The sequence below is a fragment of the Pseudomonas sp. TNT2022 ID1044 genome (assembly GCF_028656895.1).
Classification (GTDB): Bacteria; Pseudomonadota; Gammaproteobacteria; order Pseudomonadales; family Pseudomonadaceae; genus Aquipseudomonas; species Aquipseudomonas reinekei.
In genome coordinates, this window is sequence record NZ_JAMDHB010000022.1 from 114,584 (window position 1) to 129,375 (window position 14,792).

Below are 14,792 nucleotides of genomic sequence, written 5' to 3' on the forward strand. Positions count from 1 at the left end.
ATTGCGGGTTATCACATTGATTCGGCGGTGCGCCCATCGCGGGCAAGCCCGCTCCCACAGGGTCACTGCGAGCCTGAAGGTACACGCTGGAGCGGGCTTGCCCGCGATGGCGTCAGTCAGGTCAACGCAAAGCCAAAAGCCCCTGCACCAACGGCTCAAGCGCCAGGCCATTGACCACCTTGACCTGGTCGATCATCTCCACCGGCCAACTCTCAAGACCCAGGCAAGCCCCGAGCATCGCGCCCAGGATTGCTGCGATGGTGTCAGTATCGCCACCCAGGCTCGCCGCCATGCAGAGCGCCTCGAAGGCATTCATTTCACCGATGGCCACTTGCTGGGCCAGGGCAAACGACACCACCACCGACTCCTGCGAAGCCACCGACGTGCCGATCACGTCGTACATCAAGTCGGCCAGTAATGCCTTGTCGCTGTCGACGCTGATAGTCCGCGCCCAACTGATGCGCGACGCAATGCGCCCACCGGCGACCCAGTGGCCATGGGTTTCGGCTTGCTGGGCGATGTGCTGACCGAGGTTCAACGCTTCGCCCAGGTCCATGCCGTTGATCCCGGCGGACACCACCGCCGCCACCGCCGCCGCACTGGAAATCCCCAGCGTGGTGTTGTGGGTGACCTGGCAGGCCTGCACCACCGCTGCAATGAAACGCTGCGGATCGGCAACATTCGCCGCGATCCCCACCGGCGTAATGCGCATCGCCGCACCGTTGGTGGTGCCGTAGCGCCCCGCCTCTTGCGGTGAATGGCCGGCGAGGATCATTTCGATGGCACGCTTGGTCGAGGGCCCGAGCAGATCCTGCGAGCCCTTGGCCTGCATCACGGCTTCCCATTCGATCAAACGCTGGGCGAGGACCGACGGTTCGATCTTGCCTTCGCCATCAATCAGCAACTGGCCGACCAGGATGGCTTGTTCGGTGTCGTCGGTGATCGAGCCTTTGGGCATGTTCGCGGCGATCGGTTGATCGGGGCCGGCATCTTCGAGGTCAGTGATGTCGCCAAAGCGCGCCTGAATTTCAGCGCGGCTTAACGATTGGGTCGGCATGCCCAGGGCATCGCCCAGGGCCAGGCCATAGAACGCGCCCAAGGCACGATCGAGCGCGGTCATTTTGAAGTTCCAAATTGCAGGTGCAGACGGAAATGCACAGGGTCGAGCAAACTTTCCACTTGCTCCATGAAGCGGTTTTGCCGGTCGTAGGTTGTACGCAGGGCCTTGAGGAAGACCGTGCCGACCGGACGTCCCAGCAGCTCGGCGTCCTGTTCGTTCAACGGTTCGGCGCCGATCCATTGATCGCCACGCTCGCCGATGTAGCCGTAGGCCGCCAGGGTGATGGTCAGGGAGTTGTCGATCAGCCCCACGCGCGGCAGGCTTTCCAGGCCTCCGGTAGCGGGCATCAACGAGCGTTCGAGGGACACCAGCGTACCGTCGTTGGAACGGCGGCGCCGGTCAAGGGTGATGAACTGCTCGGTGCCGAAGCGCGAGAGCAAGTCGGGACGGGTCACCGCCTCCAGCCGCAGCACTTCGGTATTGACCAGCGCCCCGCTGTCGGCGAGGGCCTGGGCCCAGCCGCTGCGCTGGTCGAGCACCACACCGTCGAATGTGACGATGGAGCCCACCCCGCTTTGCGTCGCGATGTAGTTGCGCCGTTTCAATTCGGCCAGGGCTTCACGCAACGTGCCTCGGCTGACTTTGAATTCTTGAGCCAACTGATGCTCGCCCGGCAACTGAAAGCCGTCCTCCAGGAGGCCGCTTTCGATGCGCCGGATGAGCTCGTCGACCACCCGTTGTTTCTTGTCAAATCGAACCTGTCTAATCATGTACAAAGTGATAACCGAAAGTGGATGAAACGAGCAAGAAATATTTATGGGGAGGTGACGGAAGGAGGAATCATTGTGGCGAGGGAGCTTGCTCCCGCTGGGCAGCGAGGCGGCCCCAAATCCTCTGTTTTGATCGAGGAATTTGCGAGTGCTGCGCACTCGAGCGGGAGCAAGCTCCCTCGCCACAAAGGTGGGTGTCAGCGCTGTTTCAGTCGGTCGATGACCACCGCCAACAGCAGAATCGAACCGCGAATCACGTACTGGTAAAACGTGTCGATGTTCTTCAGGTTCATCGCATTCTCGATAATCGCCAGAATCAGCACCCCGGCGATCACATGCCGGATCATGCCGATCCCGCCGCTCAACGAGACCCCGCCGAGCACGCACGCCGAAATCACTGTCAGCTCGAAACCCTGGCCGATCATGGGCTGGCCGGAGGTCATGCGCGAGGCGAGGATCACCCCGGCCAACGCACCGATCACACCGTGCACGGCGAAGATGATGATCTTGGTCCGGTCTACGTTGACCCCGGCCAGCAGCGCCGCTTCCTGGTTGCCGCCGATGGCCATGGTGTTGCGCCCGTAGGTGGTGTAGTTGAGCAACCAGCCGAAGAACAGGAAGCAGACGATGGTGATCAGGATCGGCACCGGCACGCCGAACAACTGACCGTTGCCGAAGACGAAGAACGATTCCTGGGACACGCCCACCGCTTTGCCGTTGGCGAAGATGTATGCCAGGCCGCGCACGATCTGCATGGTCGCCAGCGTGGTAATCAACGCATTGACCCGCAGCTTGGCGATCACGATACCGTTGATCAGGCCGACGATCAGGCCCATCACCAACGCCGCGCCGACGCCGAGCAACACGCTGTCGGTGTCACGCATCACCACCGCCGCGACGACCCCGGCGCAGGCAATCACCGAGCCCACCGACAAGTCGAAATGCCCGGACGCCAGGCAGTACAACATGGTGCACGCCGCGATCCCTGTGGTTGAAATCGCCAACCCCAGCCCCCGCATGTTCAGGGGTGACAGGAAGTTGTCGATCAGTAAGGTACAGGCGACAAAAATGCCGACAGCCGCCAGCAGCATCACCCAGTCATCGAGAAAGCGCCGCAGGTCCAGTGGTTTGCGCGCAGTCGGCAGGGTTTCGTTTTGGGTTGTCATCATAGTCACCTCTCAGTTCGCCACGCCGTCAGCGCGTTGGCGCGGCAAAGCCAGTTGCAGCAGGTTGGATTCATTGGCCTGTTCGCGGCTCAGCTCGCCACGCAGTGCGCCTTCGCACAGCACCAGGATGCGGTCGGAAATGCCCATCACTTCCATCAGGTCGCTCGATACCACGATCACGGCGATGCCATCCGCCGCCAGGTTGTGGATGATCTGGTAGATCTCGGCCTTGGCGCCGATGTCGATGCCACGGGTAGGCTCATCGAGCAGCAGGACTTTCATCGGCATCGACAGCCAGCGACCAAGAATGGCCTTCTGTTGATTGCCGCCGGACAGGTACATGATTTTTTGCGCCGCGCTGGGCGTCTTCACTTTCAGCGCCTTGATCTGCTTGTCCGCATTGCCCTTTTCCCACAGGCCGCGCAACAGGCAACCGAAGGTGGAATGAGCGCCGCGGGCGCTGATGTTGATGTTCTCGGCGACGCTGGAGAGCGGCATGATGCCCTCCTTCTTGCGGTCTTCGGGGCAGAGCAGAATCCCCGCTGAAATCGCATCGCGAGGTGATCGTAACTTCAGCTCATGGCCGCGCAATTCCAGGCGTCCGGCCGTGTTGCGCTCCAGGCCGCTGAGCATGCGGAACAGTTCCGTGCGCCCCGCTCCAACCAGGCCGAACAGGCCAAGGATCTCGCCTTTGTGCGCCTCGAAACTCACCGGCTCGCGCAGGCCTGGACCGAGCAGGCCATCGACCTTCAACGCCACCGCACCACGGGGTCGCGAGCGATAATCGTAGATGTCCTGGATGTCGCGGCCGACCATGCACGTGACCAGTTGATCGTGGGTCAGCTCGCTCATGTCTTCGAAGGTGCGCACGTAACGGCCGTCCTTGAACACCGTCACCGCGTTGCAGATGCGGAACACTTCTTCCATGCGATGGGAAACGTAGAGCACCACTTTGCCTTCGTCACGCAGACGGCCGATGATCGTCATCAAACGATCGATCTCCCGCGCCGACAGGCTGCTGGTAGGTTCGTCGAAAGCAATCACATGGGCGCCACGGGACAACGCCTTGGCGATTTCCACCAGTTGCCGTTGACCAAGAGACAGACGCCCGACCTTCTCCTGCGGATCGATTTCATCGGCCAGGCCCTTGAGACACACCAGCGCTTGCTGGCGCAGGGTGCCGCGATTGATCAGGCCGAAACTGGCCGGCAGATGGCCGAGAAACAGGTTTTCCGCCACGGTCATTTCCGGCACCAGGTGCAGCTCCTGGTGGATCACCGCGACGCCACTGCCGATGCTGTCGGCGGTGGACTTGAACGCCATCGTCCGCTCACCGATCTGCAGATCGCCGCTGCTCGGCACGTAAGCGCCACCGAGGATTTTAAGGAGCGTCGACTTGCCGGCACCGTTCTCGCCCATCAAGGCGTGAACCTGCCCCGGATGGGCAACGAAATTGATGTTGTCCAGCGCCTTCACCCCGGGAAAGGTCTTGCCGATCCCGTTGAAGCGCAAGCTGCCGCCTGCGTTATGTTGTACTTGTGTTTGCGCGTGCATAGCCCACCTCTTCACACAGAACGGGCGGCCCCGTTGCCGGGGCCACCGTTGAAATCAACCGGCCTTCAGTTCCACAGGCCGATTTTTTCCAGTTCCTGCTTGAAGTTTTCGCGGGTGATCAGCGTCACGTCGTCCATGGCGGTGTACTTCGGCGGCTCTTTACCGGTGGTTACCCACTCGTACATCATGCTGGCGGTGTTGTAGCCCTCGATGTGCGGGCTTGGCAGCATCGAACCGAAGAAGCCGCTGTTAGGCTTTTTCAACTCGCCGATGGCGTCGGTACCATTGATGCCGATGCCGATCACGTTCGCCGCGGCAAAACCGGCGGCTTCCGTGGCACGCACGCCGCCGAGCACGGTGTTGTCGTTCATGCCGCCGATGATCAGGTTTTTCGCCGCGCCTGGCAGTTTCACCAGCGCCGAGTTGGTGGCGTCCATGCTGCCTGGTACGTCAAGCGTCTTGAGGGCCGAGAACAGGATGTGATCCTTCGGCATGCCGGCGTCTTCCAGCGCTTTGACGGAGCCGTCAGTGCGCTTCTTGCCAGTGTCGAGTTCGTTGTAGGTGTTGATCACCGCGTAGGTGTCTTTCCACTCCCAGCCGCGTTTTTTCGCTTCCGTGGCCATGGCGGCGCCCTGCTTCTGGCCGACTTCAAATGCGGCCATGCCGAGGTACGGCACGTCTTCCATGAACTTGCCGCTGGCATCGACAAAGCGGTCATCCACAGCAATCACTTTCAGACCGTTGAGCTTGGCCTTGGCCATGATTGCCGGGCCGAGCGACACGTCCGGCGGGCAAATCACGAAGCCCTTGGCGCCGTTGGCCGCCAGGCTGTCGATGGCCGACAGGGTTTTCTCACCGTCCGGCACGGCAATCTTGATCACGGTAAAGCCCTTGTCCTTGCCGGCCTTTTCGGCGAAGGCCCATTCCGTCTGGAACCAGGGCTCTTCCGCTTGCTTGACGAGGAATCCGATTTTCACCTCTTCAGCCGCCAGCAGCGTGCTGCTCAGGCTGACCGCCGAAACCGCCAGGGCGGCACAGCACAGGGTTCGGATGGCATGACGACGATTCATAAGCTGACTCCTTGTTATTTTTCTTGAGCGTTCTTTGAAAAGCAAAAAGCGGTGAAGCGATACTGCCAATAGTCATATCGTATGATGATTGGATTTTAGTCGTAGTAATGCGCCTGAAATCCCGGTCTCTCAGTCGTGATACATCACTGAGCGACCACCATCGATGGTGATGCAGGAAGCGTTGATGAACGGTGCTTCATCACTGGCCAGGAACACGGCAGTCATGGCCACTTCAATCGGCTGGCCGATGCGCTTTGGCGGATGCAGGTCCAAGGCGCGCTGACGCTCGGCGTGTGGGTCGGCAAAACCGTTCCAGTAGTCGAGGTTCAGTTGTGTTTCGATGTAACCCGGGGCGATGGCGTTGACGCGGATGCCTTTGGGCGCGTATTCGATTCCCAGGGCGCGGGTCAGGCCGAGCAAGCCATGTTTGGCTACCGGGTAGGGAAAGCAGCCCGGGATGATGTGAGAGGAATGAGTGGACGCGATGTTGATGATGCTGCCGACGCCCTGCTCGATCATCTGCGGCAACACAGCCTTGCAACCGTACCAGGCGCCATCAAGGTCGATGGCGAAGCAGCGGCGCCAGTCATCTTCGGTCATTTCCAGCGGGTCACGGAACACGTTGACCCCGGCGCAGTTGACCAGCACGTCGATCCGGCCGTGACGTTCGACTGCCAGTCTGGCCATGGCATGCAAGTCCTGCTGTTGCGCAACGTCGGCTTTGATCGCCTGCACGTCGGCACCCTGGTCTCGCCAGTAGGCGGCAACGGCTTCGACTTTCTCAGCCTGAATATCACTGATGATCAATCTGGCCTGCTGCGATGCAAAGGACGCAACAATCGCCTCACCGATGCCTTGGGCAGCACCGGTCAGCAATACGACTTTGTTTTTCAGGCGTTCGCCCTTGGGCGGTTTGGGCGCCTCTGGCATGGAAAGGGGTTCAGCCATGGATCGTTGCATCACTTCACCTGTTTTGTTTTTTTAAGTGTGAGTGCGTGTAACTGGATGGAGCCGACTATAAACCCGGCTCGCAGAAAATCTCAATATATATATTTACATCCCATATTTAGGGATTTATCCAGAAAACCGCGTACAAAGCTTTCCTGGCACGTCGACCCGAATCGCCAACACCGCCCCATCCAGTGGATGCCCAAGCGGGCTGGCAGCGCTGGTGATGTACAAGGTTTTCAAGTCAGCATCGCCAAACACACAACTGGTCGGGCGACTCACCGGCAGTTCGATCACTCGGTCGACTTTGCCGTCGGGGCTCAGCCTGAGCAGGCAACTGCCATCCCAACGGGCGTTCCAGACAAAACCCTCGGCGTCCATCGCTGAGCCATCCGGACCACCGCGGCCATGAGGCCCAAACCACGTCTGGGCCGGCTCAAGGTTGCCGTCGGTACGAATGAAATGTTGATAAAGCGTGTCATCGAGACTGTCGCCGAAATACACGCTGGTGCCGTCATCACTCCACAACAGCGTGTTGGGAATGCCCAGCCCGCGCAGCAGTGGCGTCACCCGCGCATCGCTATCGATACGAAACAAGCCGCCCGAGCGGCGCACAATGGGCAAGTCTTCACCCTGTTCGCCGATGTTGTTTTGCATCGTGCCGAGCCAGAGCCGGCCCTGGGCATCGCAGCGAGCTTCGTTGGCGCGGTTACCCGGTTGCGGATCTGCAACGCACAGCAGCGTTAGCCGTGGGTCCAGCCCCGGGGAGTCCAGATCAAGGCGATACACACCACTGCTCAACGTCACCAGTGCATCACCGCTTTCACAGGGGATAAACGCAGAAACGTGTTCCGGCATCTGCCAGATCTGCACGTTGGCGCCGATCAGCCGCAGCGCTTGCTTGCCGGCGATGTCCACCCAGTACAGTGCCTGGGTCGGCGCATCCCAGAATGGGCCTTCGCCCAGTTGTGCCCGATGCTCGGTAACCGCGTTCGACGTCATGAAACCTCCTGCTTTCTTATTGTTTTCAGGCCGGCTTGCTAGGCGATGGCGTCCTCCAGGACCACCAGCGCTTCAATCGCAATCGCCAGCAAGCCAGCGCCTACACAGGTTCTTCGTTATTCAGCAGGCCTTTTTGTCGGCCATGACTTGCGGGTAATAGCGCTTGATCGCCAGGTCGGCGTTATCGATCAGGGTCATGCAGGCCCAGACACCCCGCGCGGCATCCCGGGCGGCGATGGCGTCGGCCATGTCTTTGTGAATCGGCAAGGTGCGGCGCAGTTCGTCGGGGTCGGCAGCGGACACTTCGAAACACACCGCCAACAGCGCGCCGAGGGCCGGGATCATTTGCTCGATAAACTGGTTATGGCTGGCGGCGAGAATGCACTCATGGAAAATCTGGTCCGCGCGGTTGTAATCGACTCCGCTTTCCACCGCCCGTTCCAGCGCGTTGTAGGCCAGCAGCACGGCTTGCACCTGCTCGGCATTCGCCCGCTCGCAGGCCCAGCGCACGGCCATGGGTTCGATGGTGCGGCGCAGGTCGAGCAAGTCATCGACGAAGTTTTCCGGCAAACCGCTGCGTGACAGCCAGCCCACGACTTGCGGGTCGAAGAGATTCCAGCGCCGCACCGGCAACACCCGGGTGCCGACTTTAGGCCCGACTTCGAGCATGCCCTTGGCGACCAGGGTCTTGATGGCTTCGCGGATGACCGTGCGGCTGACACCGAGCTGCTCGCCAAGATCGGCTTCGACTTTGAGGGTTTCACCGGGCTTGATCTGCCCGGTAGCGATCCAGCAACCCAGCCAGTCGACCGTTGACGCATGAAAACTGCTGGACATGGACACCTCAAAGCCGTTCGCGATGGGTGTCCACGCTAATCATCATACGATTGTGTGTCAAATAAAAAGATCGCAGCCTTCGGCGGCTCCTACAGGAATCCACATTCCCTGCAGGAGCCACCGAAGGCTGCGATCATTTAAGGCTCAAGCCCGATACGGAAAAACTCACCACCACTCCACACGCCCAACCAACGCTGCCCGTCAATCTCGCGGCTCACCGCCAGCTCCACCAGTTGATAGAACACATTGCGATGGATCAACGCTTCGAGATTGGTGCGCACATGCACATAAGGCGCCGGCTCCTGGGTGTCCGGATCGATCACCACGCGAATCGGGTGCTCGGCACCGGCCTCGGTGGTTTCGTCGACGTTGGTGGTAAAGCGCAAGGCCTGAGCTTCCCCCTCGCCCTCCACATCCACCGCAATCGCCACAAACGGCGCGTCATCGACTTTGATGCCGACCTTTTCGACCGGGGTGATCAGGAAATAATCATCGCCGTCGCGGCGAATGATCGTGGAGAACAGTTTGACCATCGGCTTGCGCCCGATCGGCGTGCCCAGGTAGTACCAGGTGCCGTCGCGGGCGATGCGCATGTCGATGTCGCCGCAGAAGTCGGGGTTCCACAAGTGGACCGGCGGCAAGCCCTTGGTCTTGGGGATTTGCCCCAACAGGTCGTTGGCTTTTTGCGGGCCACTCATGGCGTACTCCTTGAAATTACTGGTCGCTGAGACCCAACAGGCTGCGAGCGTATTGCTGGAGCGGTGGGCCCATCAGGTCTTCGGGTTTTTCGTCGTGGAATGTCAGTAAACCGCCACGACTCTTGATACGTGCAGTATCAATCAAATACTGGGTGCTGGTCTCGATCAACATGATTTGAATCACGCCGGTGTCGACACCGAGGCGATCCAGGGCTTCCTGATCCAGCCACTCATCCGAATTGCCGATGCGGTCATCGGATTTGGCGAAGCGGGTATAGAGCAGGTAGTGAGCACCGACAGCGCGGGCTTCGCCCATGGCCTGATCGAGGCCTTCCGGCACGCGCGCGCGGCGGACCATCGGGAAGTATTCGATAAAGCCGTCAAACGCGACTTCGGCAATCACGTTAGGCCGCGGGTAAACGGCACTGCCCGGCGGCATGAACGCGCCTTGAGCGATGTAGACGAACGAGTCCGGCTGAATCCGCAGGTTATTCACGCGGCGGCTGTCGCTGTGATCCAGCAGGCCCGCATCGCTCATATGGTAGCGAGTCCCTTCGGCCATATCGCTGACGTTCATGCAGCCACCGAGCGCCAAAACGGCCAGCAGCAAAACCAGGCTACGCATCCTATCCTCCAGAGGCCGGTGACGGAAAACCGGCGAATGGCCGTGGGATGCAGCTTTTAAGCCAGCTCAATATCTTCGTTGCCCGCGATTGGGATTAATCAGCCGCCAATAATCTTCATGACGGTTGCGCCGCCGGAGAACGCCACTTCCTGCTTGTCGCCCAACGCCTTGACCAGTAGTCGCTGCAACGCCGGCAGCGCCTCATGGCGCGGCTTGTCCAGCAGATCGCCGACATAGTGGCGATTGCTCGATGACAGGCAACCATGCAGCCATCCCGTCGACGAGAGACGCAACCGCGAACAGGTCCGGCAGAACGGCACGCTTTCATTGGCGATCACGCCGAAATGTCCACGTCCTGGAATCTCATAGCGCACCGCCGTCGCATCAACCGGCGCGTTGGCCTGCAAATACTCATAACGCTCGCCGATCAGACTCAGTAACTGCTGAAGACTGACGAACTGTTGAAGAAAGGCATTGGAATCGCTGGCCAAGTGGCCCATGCGCATCAACTCGATGAAGCGCAGTTCGTAACCGCGCTCCAGGCAATAATCGAGCAACGGCATCACCTGATCGAGGTTCTGCCCCCGCAGCGGCACCATGTTGACCTTGATCTTCATGCCGGCCGCGCGTGCCTGTTGCATGCCGTCGAGCACGGTCGCCAGGTCGCCGCCACGGGCAATGCTGCGAAATGCGCTGGCGTCGAGCGTATCGAGGGAAACGTTGATGCGCCGTATGCCGGCGTCCACCAGCAGCGGCAGTTTCTTCGCCAGCAATTGACCGTTGGTAGTCAGGCTGATGTCTTGCAGACCCATCTGCCCGACCGCAGTCATAAAAGTTTCGAGCTTGGGACTGACCAGCGGTTCGCCACCGGTGATGCGCAAACGCTCGATGCCGGCCGCTTCGATCAGATAGGCCACACCGCGCGCCATGGCCTCGGCCGACAGTTCATCCTGCGCAGCCACCAGCCGCTTGCCGTTGGGCACGCAGTAGGTACAGGCGTAATTGCAGGCTGAGGTCAGGCTGACTCGCAAATTGCGAAAACGCCTGCCTTGACGGTCAACGATCATGGCCACTCCGGCGAAAGGATATTCGGATTGCTAAAACTTGACTCACAAATCAAGTTTTAGCAAGTCCCATGCCTGAGTATATTCCTGCGGTACTGCCCCATGTAGCGAAATCATGGGGCAATAAGGCGGCTGAATGATTCAGCTGCTCGGGGTGTCGGTGTCGCGCTTGCGCTTGTTGCCCATGCGTACGCCGATGTCCATCAGGAACTGGAAGAAGCCTTCCTGATCTTCCAGCACATTGCTCCAGAACGGCGAGTGATACAGCGCAACCGCACCGTGCACCAGCGCCCAGGACGCGCAGTAGTGGAAATACGGCGGCACGTCTTCAAGCTTGCCTTCGCTGATCCGGCCCTTGATCAGCAAGGTCAGGCGTTCGAAGTTCGAGGCGCGGATCTTGTGCAGCTCCTCGATCATCTCCGGTACCTGATTGCCCTTGACCACCTTTTCTTCCAGGCGATCGAACAAACGATAACGTTGCGGATCGCGCATGCGGAATTCGAAATAGGCGCGGGACAGGGCTTCCTTGTCCTTGTCGACGTCGGCGGAGTGCAGCAACTCGTTCAAATCGCGCTCGTAATCGAGCATCAGGCGCAGATAGATCTCGGCCTTGGATTTGAAGTGCTTGTAGATCGTGCCTTTGCCGATACCGACGGCATCAGCAATCATCTCGACGGTGACACTGTCTTCACCTTGTTCGAGGAACAGCTTTAGCGCGGTATCGAGAATTTCTTGCTCGCGGCGACGAAACTCACGGACCTTACGAGGTTCTTTATGCATAAGAAAAGGTCTGTAGGGGTCAAAATTCGAAGCCGCGTATTATGCCTAAATTACGCAAAAAAGCACGGATCATCCGACCATATCTGTGTTTTCTGGTCATTTCGCGCACGCCGGAGGGTTGATGAGAACACTTCCGAAGCGGGCGTATTCCAAATTTGTTTAAAAACCCCGGTTATCTAACTGGACTGTGCGAAATACTGATCAATACTTGAACTGTCGGCGGGGCATCTCCCCCAAGTGTCACGCCGATATTGGTACCAACGGACCGCGTACCATTGTTTTACTCCTAATGGTCTTAACCCGGATTCACCCCCCAGAACCCGGGTTTTTTTTGCCTGCGATTTAGCGGCCGAGCCCCCGCAGGAAAGGCTTCACGTCGCGATGTCCTTCCAGCGTTACGCCAATGCCCGGACATGCGCCAAGGGAAACAATCGCTTGAAGTTTTCCGTGGTCTGCTCGGCAAATCGCTCGTAGGACTCACCGCGCAACATTGCCAGAAATTCCGCAACTTCCCGCACGTACTGTGGCAGGTTCGGCTTGCCGCGATGCGGGATCGGCGCCAGGTACGGCGAATCGGTTTCCACCAACAGGCGATCGGCCGGCACCTTGCTCGCCACATCGCGCAACGCGTCCGCATTGCGGAACGTGACAATCCCGGACAGAGAAATGTAATAACCCATGTCCAACGCGGCTTTCGCCATGTCCCAGTCTTCGGTGAAGCAATGCAACACGCCTGCCTGAGGCAAAGCCGCTTCACGCAGCAGGTTCAGGGTATCGGTGCGCGCACCACGGGTATGAATGATCACAGGCTTACCGGTCTGCTGCGCGGCTTGCAGGTGCAGCCTGAACGATTGTTGCTGCAACTCGGCCGCTTCGGGTTCGTAGTGATAATCCAGACCGGTTTCACCGATCGCCACGACGCGCGGGTGATTGAGTTCCTGCAACAACCAGTCCAGCGCGGGAGCCGCGCCGGGCTGCACATCCAGCGGATGCACGCCGACCGAGCAGTCCACGTCGTCATACTTTTCGGCCAGGGCTTTGACGTCGGCGGCGTTGTCGACGCTGACGCCGATACACAGGAAGTGCCCTACCCCGCGCTGGCGAGCCGCATAAAGGGCGGCATCGAGGGAGCCGTCGTGGGCAGCAAGGTCAAGGCGATCGAGGTGGCAATGGGAATCTACGAGCATAAAAATGACTGCAACTTACATCGTATGAGTGGGACGGTCGGACTTCAGTGCTCCGGCCAGATGGGTTTCGATTCGACTGCGCGCGGTGTCGTCACCGTCGTTGAACTGTACGCCGACCCCGGCGGCTCGGTTACCCTGCGCGCCCTTGGGGGTGACCCAGGTGACCTTGCCGGCCACCGGGATTTTTTCCGGCTCGTCCATCAGGTGCAGCAGCATGAACACCTCATCCCCCAACTTGTAGCTTTTGTTGGTCGGGATAAACAGGCCGCCGTTCTTGATGAACGGCATGTAGGCGGCGTAAAGCACCGACTTGTCCTTGATGGCGAGGGACAAAATGCCGTTGCGCGGCCCAGGGCTTGCGGGTTCATTCATGCTGACCTCCACTGCTGATGCACAGAGTCTAGGCGCAGACGGTCACCTCTGGGTAGGCAAGGATGCCCACTGCACCAGCAGGGCTTCCAGCAGCAATACCCGATTGAGGTTGGCCTTGCTTAATACTTTCTGGCGCTGGGCGAGGATCCAGTCCTGGATGTTCAGCACTTTGTCCTGGGCGGTTTTTTGCGCGAGATATTGAATCACCTTGCGCATGTCCATCAGGCCCAGGCCTTCCTCATCCTGGGTCAACTGATAGCGCAGGATCAGGCTCGACCAGTCGCAGAACCAGTCGAACAGCAACAAGAGCGGGATCGCATTCCAGCCCTCGGCCAGTTGCGTCGGTGATTGCTGCTGCTTGAGTAACTTCTTCACGCCTTCGACCACTTGCGCGCGCTGTTCGCGAACACCTTGGGCCTGCAGGTTAACGGCCGCCAGGGGCGAGCCGGCAGCCAACGTCAGCAATTCGTCCCGCTCTTCTTCCGAACAATCGGGCAAGGCCCTGGCCAGCCAGGCCTGGCTCATGGCCGCGCTTGGCAGCGGACAGGCCTGCTGCACGCAGCGGCTCTTGATCGTCGGCAGCAGACGGCTTGGCTGGTGGCTGACCAACAGCAACACCGTGTCGCCGGAGGGCTCTTCAAGGCTTTTGAGCAAGGCGTTGGCCGCGTTGATGTTCATCGACTCGACCGGCTCGATCAGCACCACTTTGCGTCCGCCCAACTGGGCGGTCTGCACCACGAAACTGACCAGATCGCGCACCTGATCGACCTTGATCGCCTTGTCCGCTTCTTCCGGTTCCAGGATGTAGTTATCGGGGTGGCTGCCAGCCTTGAGCAACAGGCAGGATTTGCATTCGCCACAGGCATCCTGCGCGGTCGGACGCTGGCACAGCAGGCTGGCCATCAAGCGTTCGGCCAGCGCCCGCTTGCCGATCCCGGCCGGGCCGTGCAGCAAATAGGCATGAGCGTGCTGATTGCGACCGGCCAGTTGCTGCCAAAGGCTGTCCTGCCACGGATAGGCTTCAGCCACGGGTCAGCTCCAGCAGACGTGGCAGCAAGGCATCCAGCGCCTGCTGAACCTGCGCCAGCGGTTGCGCGGCATCGACCAGCACATAACGCGCCGGCTCCGCCGCTGCGCGCGTGAGGAAGGCATTACGCACGGCATCGAAAAACGTCCGGCCCTCAAGCTCGAAACGATCCAGTCGTCCGCGTGCGCTGGCGCGGGCCAGGCCGACTTCCACCGGCAGATCGAAGATCAGCGTCAGGTCGGGGCGCAGATCACCTTGAACGAAGGTTTCCAGCGCTGCGATCCGCTCCAGTGACAAGCCACGGCCGCCACCTTGATAGGCATAGGTCGAGTCCGTGAAACGATCACACAAGACCACTGCTCCACGGGTCAGCGCCGGGCGAATCACCTCGGCCAGGTGCTGGGCACGGGCCGCAAATACCAGGAGCAATTCGGTGTCCGGATTCATCACTTCATCGACCGGCGCCAGCAGCACTTCACGGATGCGCTCGGCCAACGGAGTACCGCCCGGCTCGCGGGTCAGCACGACCTCGATACCGGCGGCGCGCAGGCGCTCGGCCAGGTATTCACGATTGGTGCTCTTGCCGGCGCCTTCCGGGCCTTCCAGCGTAATAAACAAGCCAGTCACAGGCA

At 60.1% G+C, this 14,792-nt stretch carries 16 protein-coding genes; all 16 read right to left on the reverse strand.

From position 1 onward, the window contains the following. Positions 1-121 precede the first annotated feature (121 nt). The 16 genes from M5G20_RS22815 to tmk all read right to left on the reverse strand — a co-directional run bounded on the left by M5G20_RS22815 (position 122) and on the right by tmk (position 14,787). The gene (locus M5G20_RS22815; protein ID WP_273921001.1) at positions 122-1,120 is read right to left on the reverse strand and encodes an ADP-ribosylglycohydrolase family protein; all 999 of its coding nucleotides are present in this window, start codon (positions 1,118-1,120) and stop codon (positions 122-124) included. Next, the gene (locus M5G20_RS22820; RefSeq protein ID WP_273921002.1) at positions 1,117-1,830 is read right to left on the reverse strand and encodes a GntR family transcriptional regulator; all 714 of its coding nucleotides are present in this window, start codon (positions 1,828-1,830) and stop codon (positions 1,117-1,119) included. Before M5G20_RS22820 ends, M5G20_RS22815 begins: the two co-directional genes overlap by 4 nt. Positions 1,831-2,027: 197 nt before the next feature. Then, the gene (gene araH / locus M5G20_RS22825; RefSeq protein ID WP_150732351.1) at positions 2,028-2,996 is read right to left on the reverse strand and encodes an L-arabinose ABC transporter permease AraH; all 969 of its coding nucleotides are present in this window, start codon (positions 2,994-2,996) and stop codon (positions 2,028-2,030) included. 12 nt (positions 2,997-3,008) lie between these two features. Further along, complete coding sequence (gene araG, locus M5G20_RS22830) at positions 3,009-4,550, reverse strand: L-arabinose ABC transporter ATP-binding protein AraG (protein ID WP_273921003.1); 1,542 nt, start codon at positions 4,548-4,550, stop codon at positions 3,009-3,011. A 65-nt stretch (positions 4,551-4,615) separates the two neighbouring features. Beyond that, entirely contained in the window at positions 4,616-5,620 is a 1,005-nt protein-coding gene (locus M5G20_RS22835; protein WP_273921004.1) for a substrate-binding domain-containing protein, read from the reverse strand. Positions 5,621-5,749: 129 nt separating this feature from the next. Then, positions 5,750-6,568 carry an SDR family oxidoreductase gene (locus tag M5G20_RS22840; protein WP_273921005.1) on the reverse strand — a complete coding sequence of 273 codons (819 nt, stop codon included), beginning with the start codon at positions 6,566-6,568 and terminating at the stop codon, positions 5,750-5,752. A gap of 126 nt (positions 6,569-6,694) precedes the next feature. Then, complete coding sequence (locus M5G20_RS22845) at positions 6,695-7,570, reverse strand: SMP-30/gluconolactonase/LRE family protein (RefSeq protein ID WP_273921006.1); 876 nt, start codon at positions 7,568-7,570, stop codon at positions 6,695-6,697. A gap of 120 nt (positions 7,571-7,690) precedes the next feature. Next, on the reverse strand, positions 7,691-8,407 hold the full coding sequence (locus M5G20_RS22850; RefSeq protein ID WP_273921007.1) for a FadR/GntR family transcriptional regulator: 717 nt from the start codon (positions 8,405-8,407) through the stop codon (positions 7,691-7,693). A 137-nt stretch (positions 8,408-8,544) separates the two neighbouring features. Next, positions 8,545-9,105, reverse strand: coding sequence for a DUF1285 domain-containing protein (locus tag M5G20_RS22855; protein ID WP_273921008.1), 561 nt, complete (start codon positions 9,103-9,105; stop codon positions 8,545-8,547). 16 nt (positions 9,106-9,121) lie between these two features. After that, entirely contained in the window at positions 9,122-9,730 is a 609-nt protein-coding gene (locus M5G20_RS22860; RefSeq protein ID WP_273921009.1) for a DUF4823 domain-containing protein, read from the reverse strand. Between the two features lie 98 nt (positions 9,731-9,828). Further along, a complete protein-coding gene (locus tag M5G20_RS22865; RefSeq protein ID WP_273921010.1) occupies positions 9,829-10,797 on the reverse strand; it encodes a GTP 3',8-cyclase MoaA in 969 nt (322 codons plus the stop codon). Between the two features lie 138 nt (positions 10,798-10,935). After that, complete coding sequence (locus M5G20_RS22870) at positions 10,936-11,574, reverse strand: TetR/AcrR family transcriptional regulator (protein WP_034149949.1); 639 nt, start codon at positions 11,572-11,574, stop codon at positions 10,936-10,938. 395 nt (positions 11,575-11,969) lie between these two features. After that, positions 11,970-12,761 (reverse strand): TatD family hydrolase, encoded by a 792-nt coding sequence (locus M5G20_RS22875; RefSeq protein ID WP_273921011.1) that lies wholly within the window; start codon positions 12,759-12,761, stop codon positions 11,970-11,972. 15 nt (positions 12,762-12,776) lie between these two features. Continuing rightward, positions 12,777-13,133 (reverse strand): PilZ domain-containing protein, encoded by a 357-nt coding sequence (locus tag M5G20_RS22880; protein WP_075947406.1) that lies wholly within the window; start codon positions 13,131-13,133, stop codon positions 12,777-12,779. 42 nt (positions 13,134-13,175) lie between these two features. After that, a complete protein-coding gene (locus tag M5G20_RS22885) occupies positions 13,176-14,162 on the reverse strand; it encodes a DNA polymerase III subunit delta' (protein ID WP_273921012.1) in 987 nt (328 codons plus the stop codon). Then, positions 14,155-14,787 (reverse strand): dTMP kinase, encoded by a 633-nt coding sequence (gene tmk, locus M5G20_RS22890; RefSeq protein ID WP_273921013.1) that lies wholly within the window; start codon positions 14,785-14,787, stop codon positions 14,155-14,157. Before tmk ends, M5G20_RS22885 begins: the two co-directional genes overlap by 8 nt. Positions 14,788-14,792 lie beyond the last annotated feature (5 nt).

Bases quoted from the DNA above. Each gene is read 5' to 3' on its own strand.
- M5G20_RS22865 (WP_273921010.1), bottom strand. From the start codon at position 10,797: ATGATCGTTGACCGTCAAGGCAGGCGTTTTCGCAATTTGCGAGTCAGC.
- M5G20_RS22835 (WP_273921004.1), bottom strand. From the start codon at position 5,620: ATGAATCGTCGTCATGCCATCCGAACCCTGTGCTGTGCCGCCCTGGCG.
- M5G20_RS22820 (WP_273921002.1), bottom strand. From the start codon at position 1,830: ATGATTAGACAGGTTCGATTTGACAAGAAACAACGGGTGGTCGACGAG.
- M5G20_RS22875 (WP_273921011.1), bottom strand. From the start codon at position 12,761: ATGCTCGTAGATTCCCATTGCCACCTCGATCGCCTTGACCTTGCTGCC.
- M5G20_RS22880 (WP_075947406.1), bottom strand. From the start codon at position 13,133: ATGAATGAACCCGCAAGCCCTGGGCCGCGCAACGGCATTTTGTCCCTC.
- M5G20_RS22840 (WP_273921005.1), bottom strand. From the start codon at position 6,568: ATGGCTGAACCCCTTTCCATGCCAGAGGCGCCCAAACCGCCCAAGGGC.
- M5G20_RS22860 (WP_273921009.1), bottom strand. From the start codon at position 9,730: ATGCGTAGCCTGGTTTTGCTGCTGGCCGTTTTGGCGCTCGGTGGCTGC.
- M5G20_RS22870 (WP_034149949.1), bottom strand. From the start codon at position 11,574: ATGCATAAAGAACCTCGTAAGGTCCGTGAGTTTCGTCGCCGCGAGCAA.
- M5G20_RS22815 (WP_273921001.1), bottom strand. From the start codon at position 1,120: ATGACCGCGCTCGATCGTGCCTTGGGCGCGTTCTATGGCCTGGCCCTG.
- araH (WP_150732351.1), bottom strand. From the start codon at position 2,996: ATGACAACCCAAAACGAAACCCTGCCGACTGCGCGCAAACCACTGGAC.
- M5G20_RS22850 (WP_273921007.1), bottom strand. From the start codon at position 8,407: ATGTCCAGCAGTTTTCATGCGTCAACGGTCGACTGGCTGGGTTGCTGG.
- araG (WP_273921003.1), bottom strand. From the start codon at position 4,550: ATGCACGCGCAAACACAAGTACAACATAACGCAGGCGGCAGCTTGCGC.
- M5G20_RS22845 (WP_273921006.1), bottom strand. From the start codon at position 7,570: ATGACGTCGAACGCGGTTACCGAGCATCGGGCACAACTGGGCGAAGGC.
- M5G20_RS22855 (WP_273921008.1), bottom strand. From the start codon at position 9,105: ATGAGTGGCCCGCAAAAAGCCAACGACCTGTTGGGGCAAATCCCCAAG.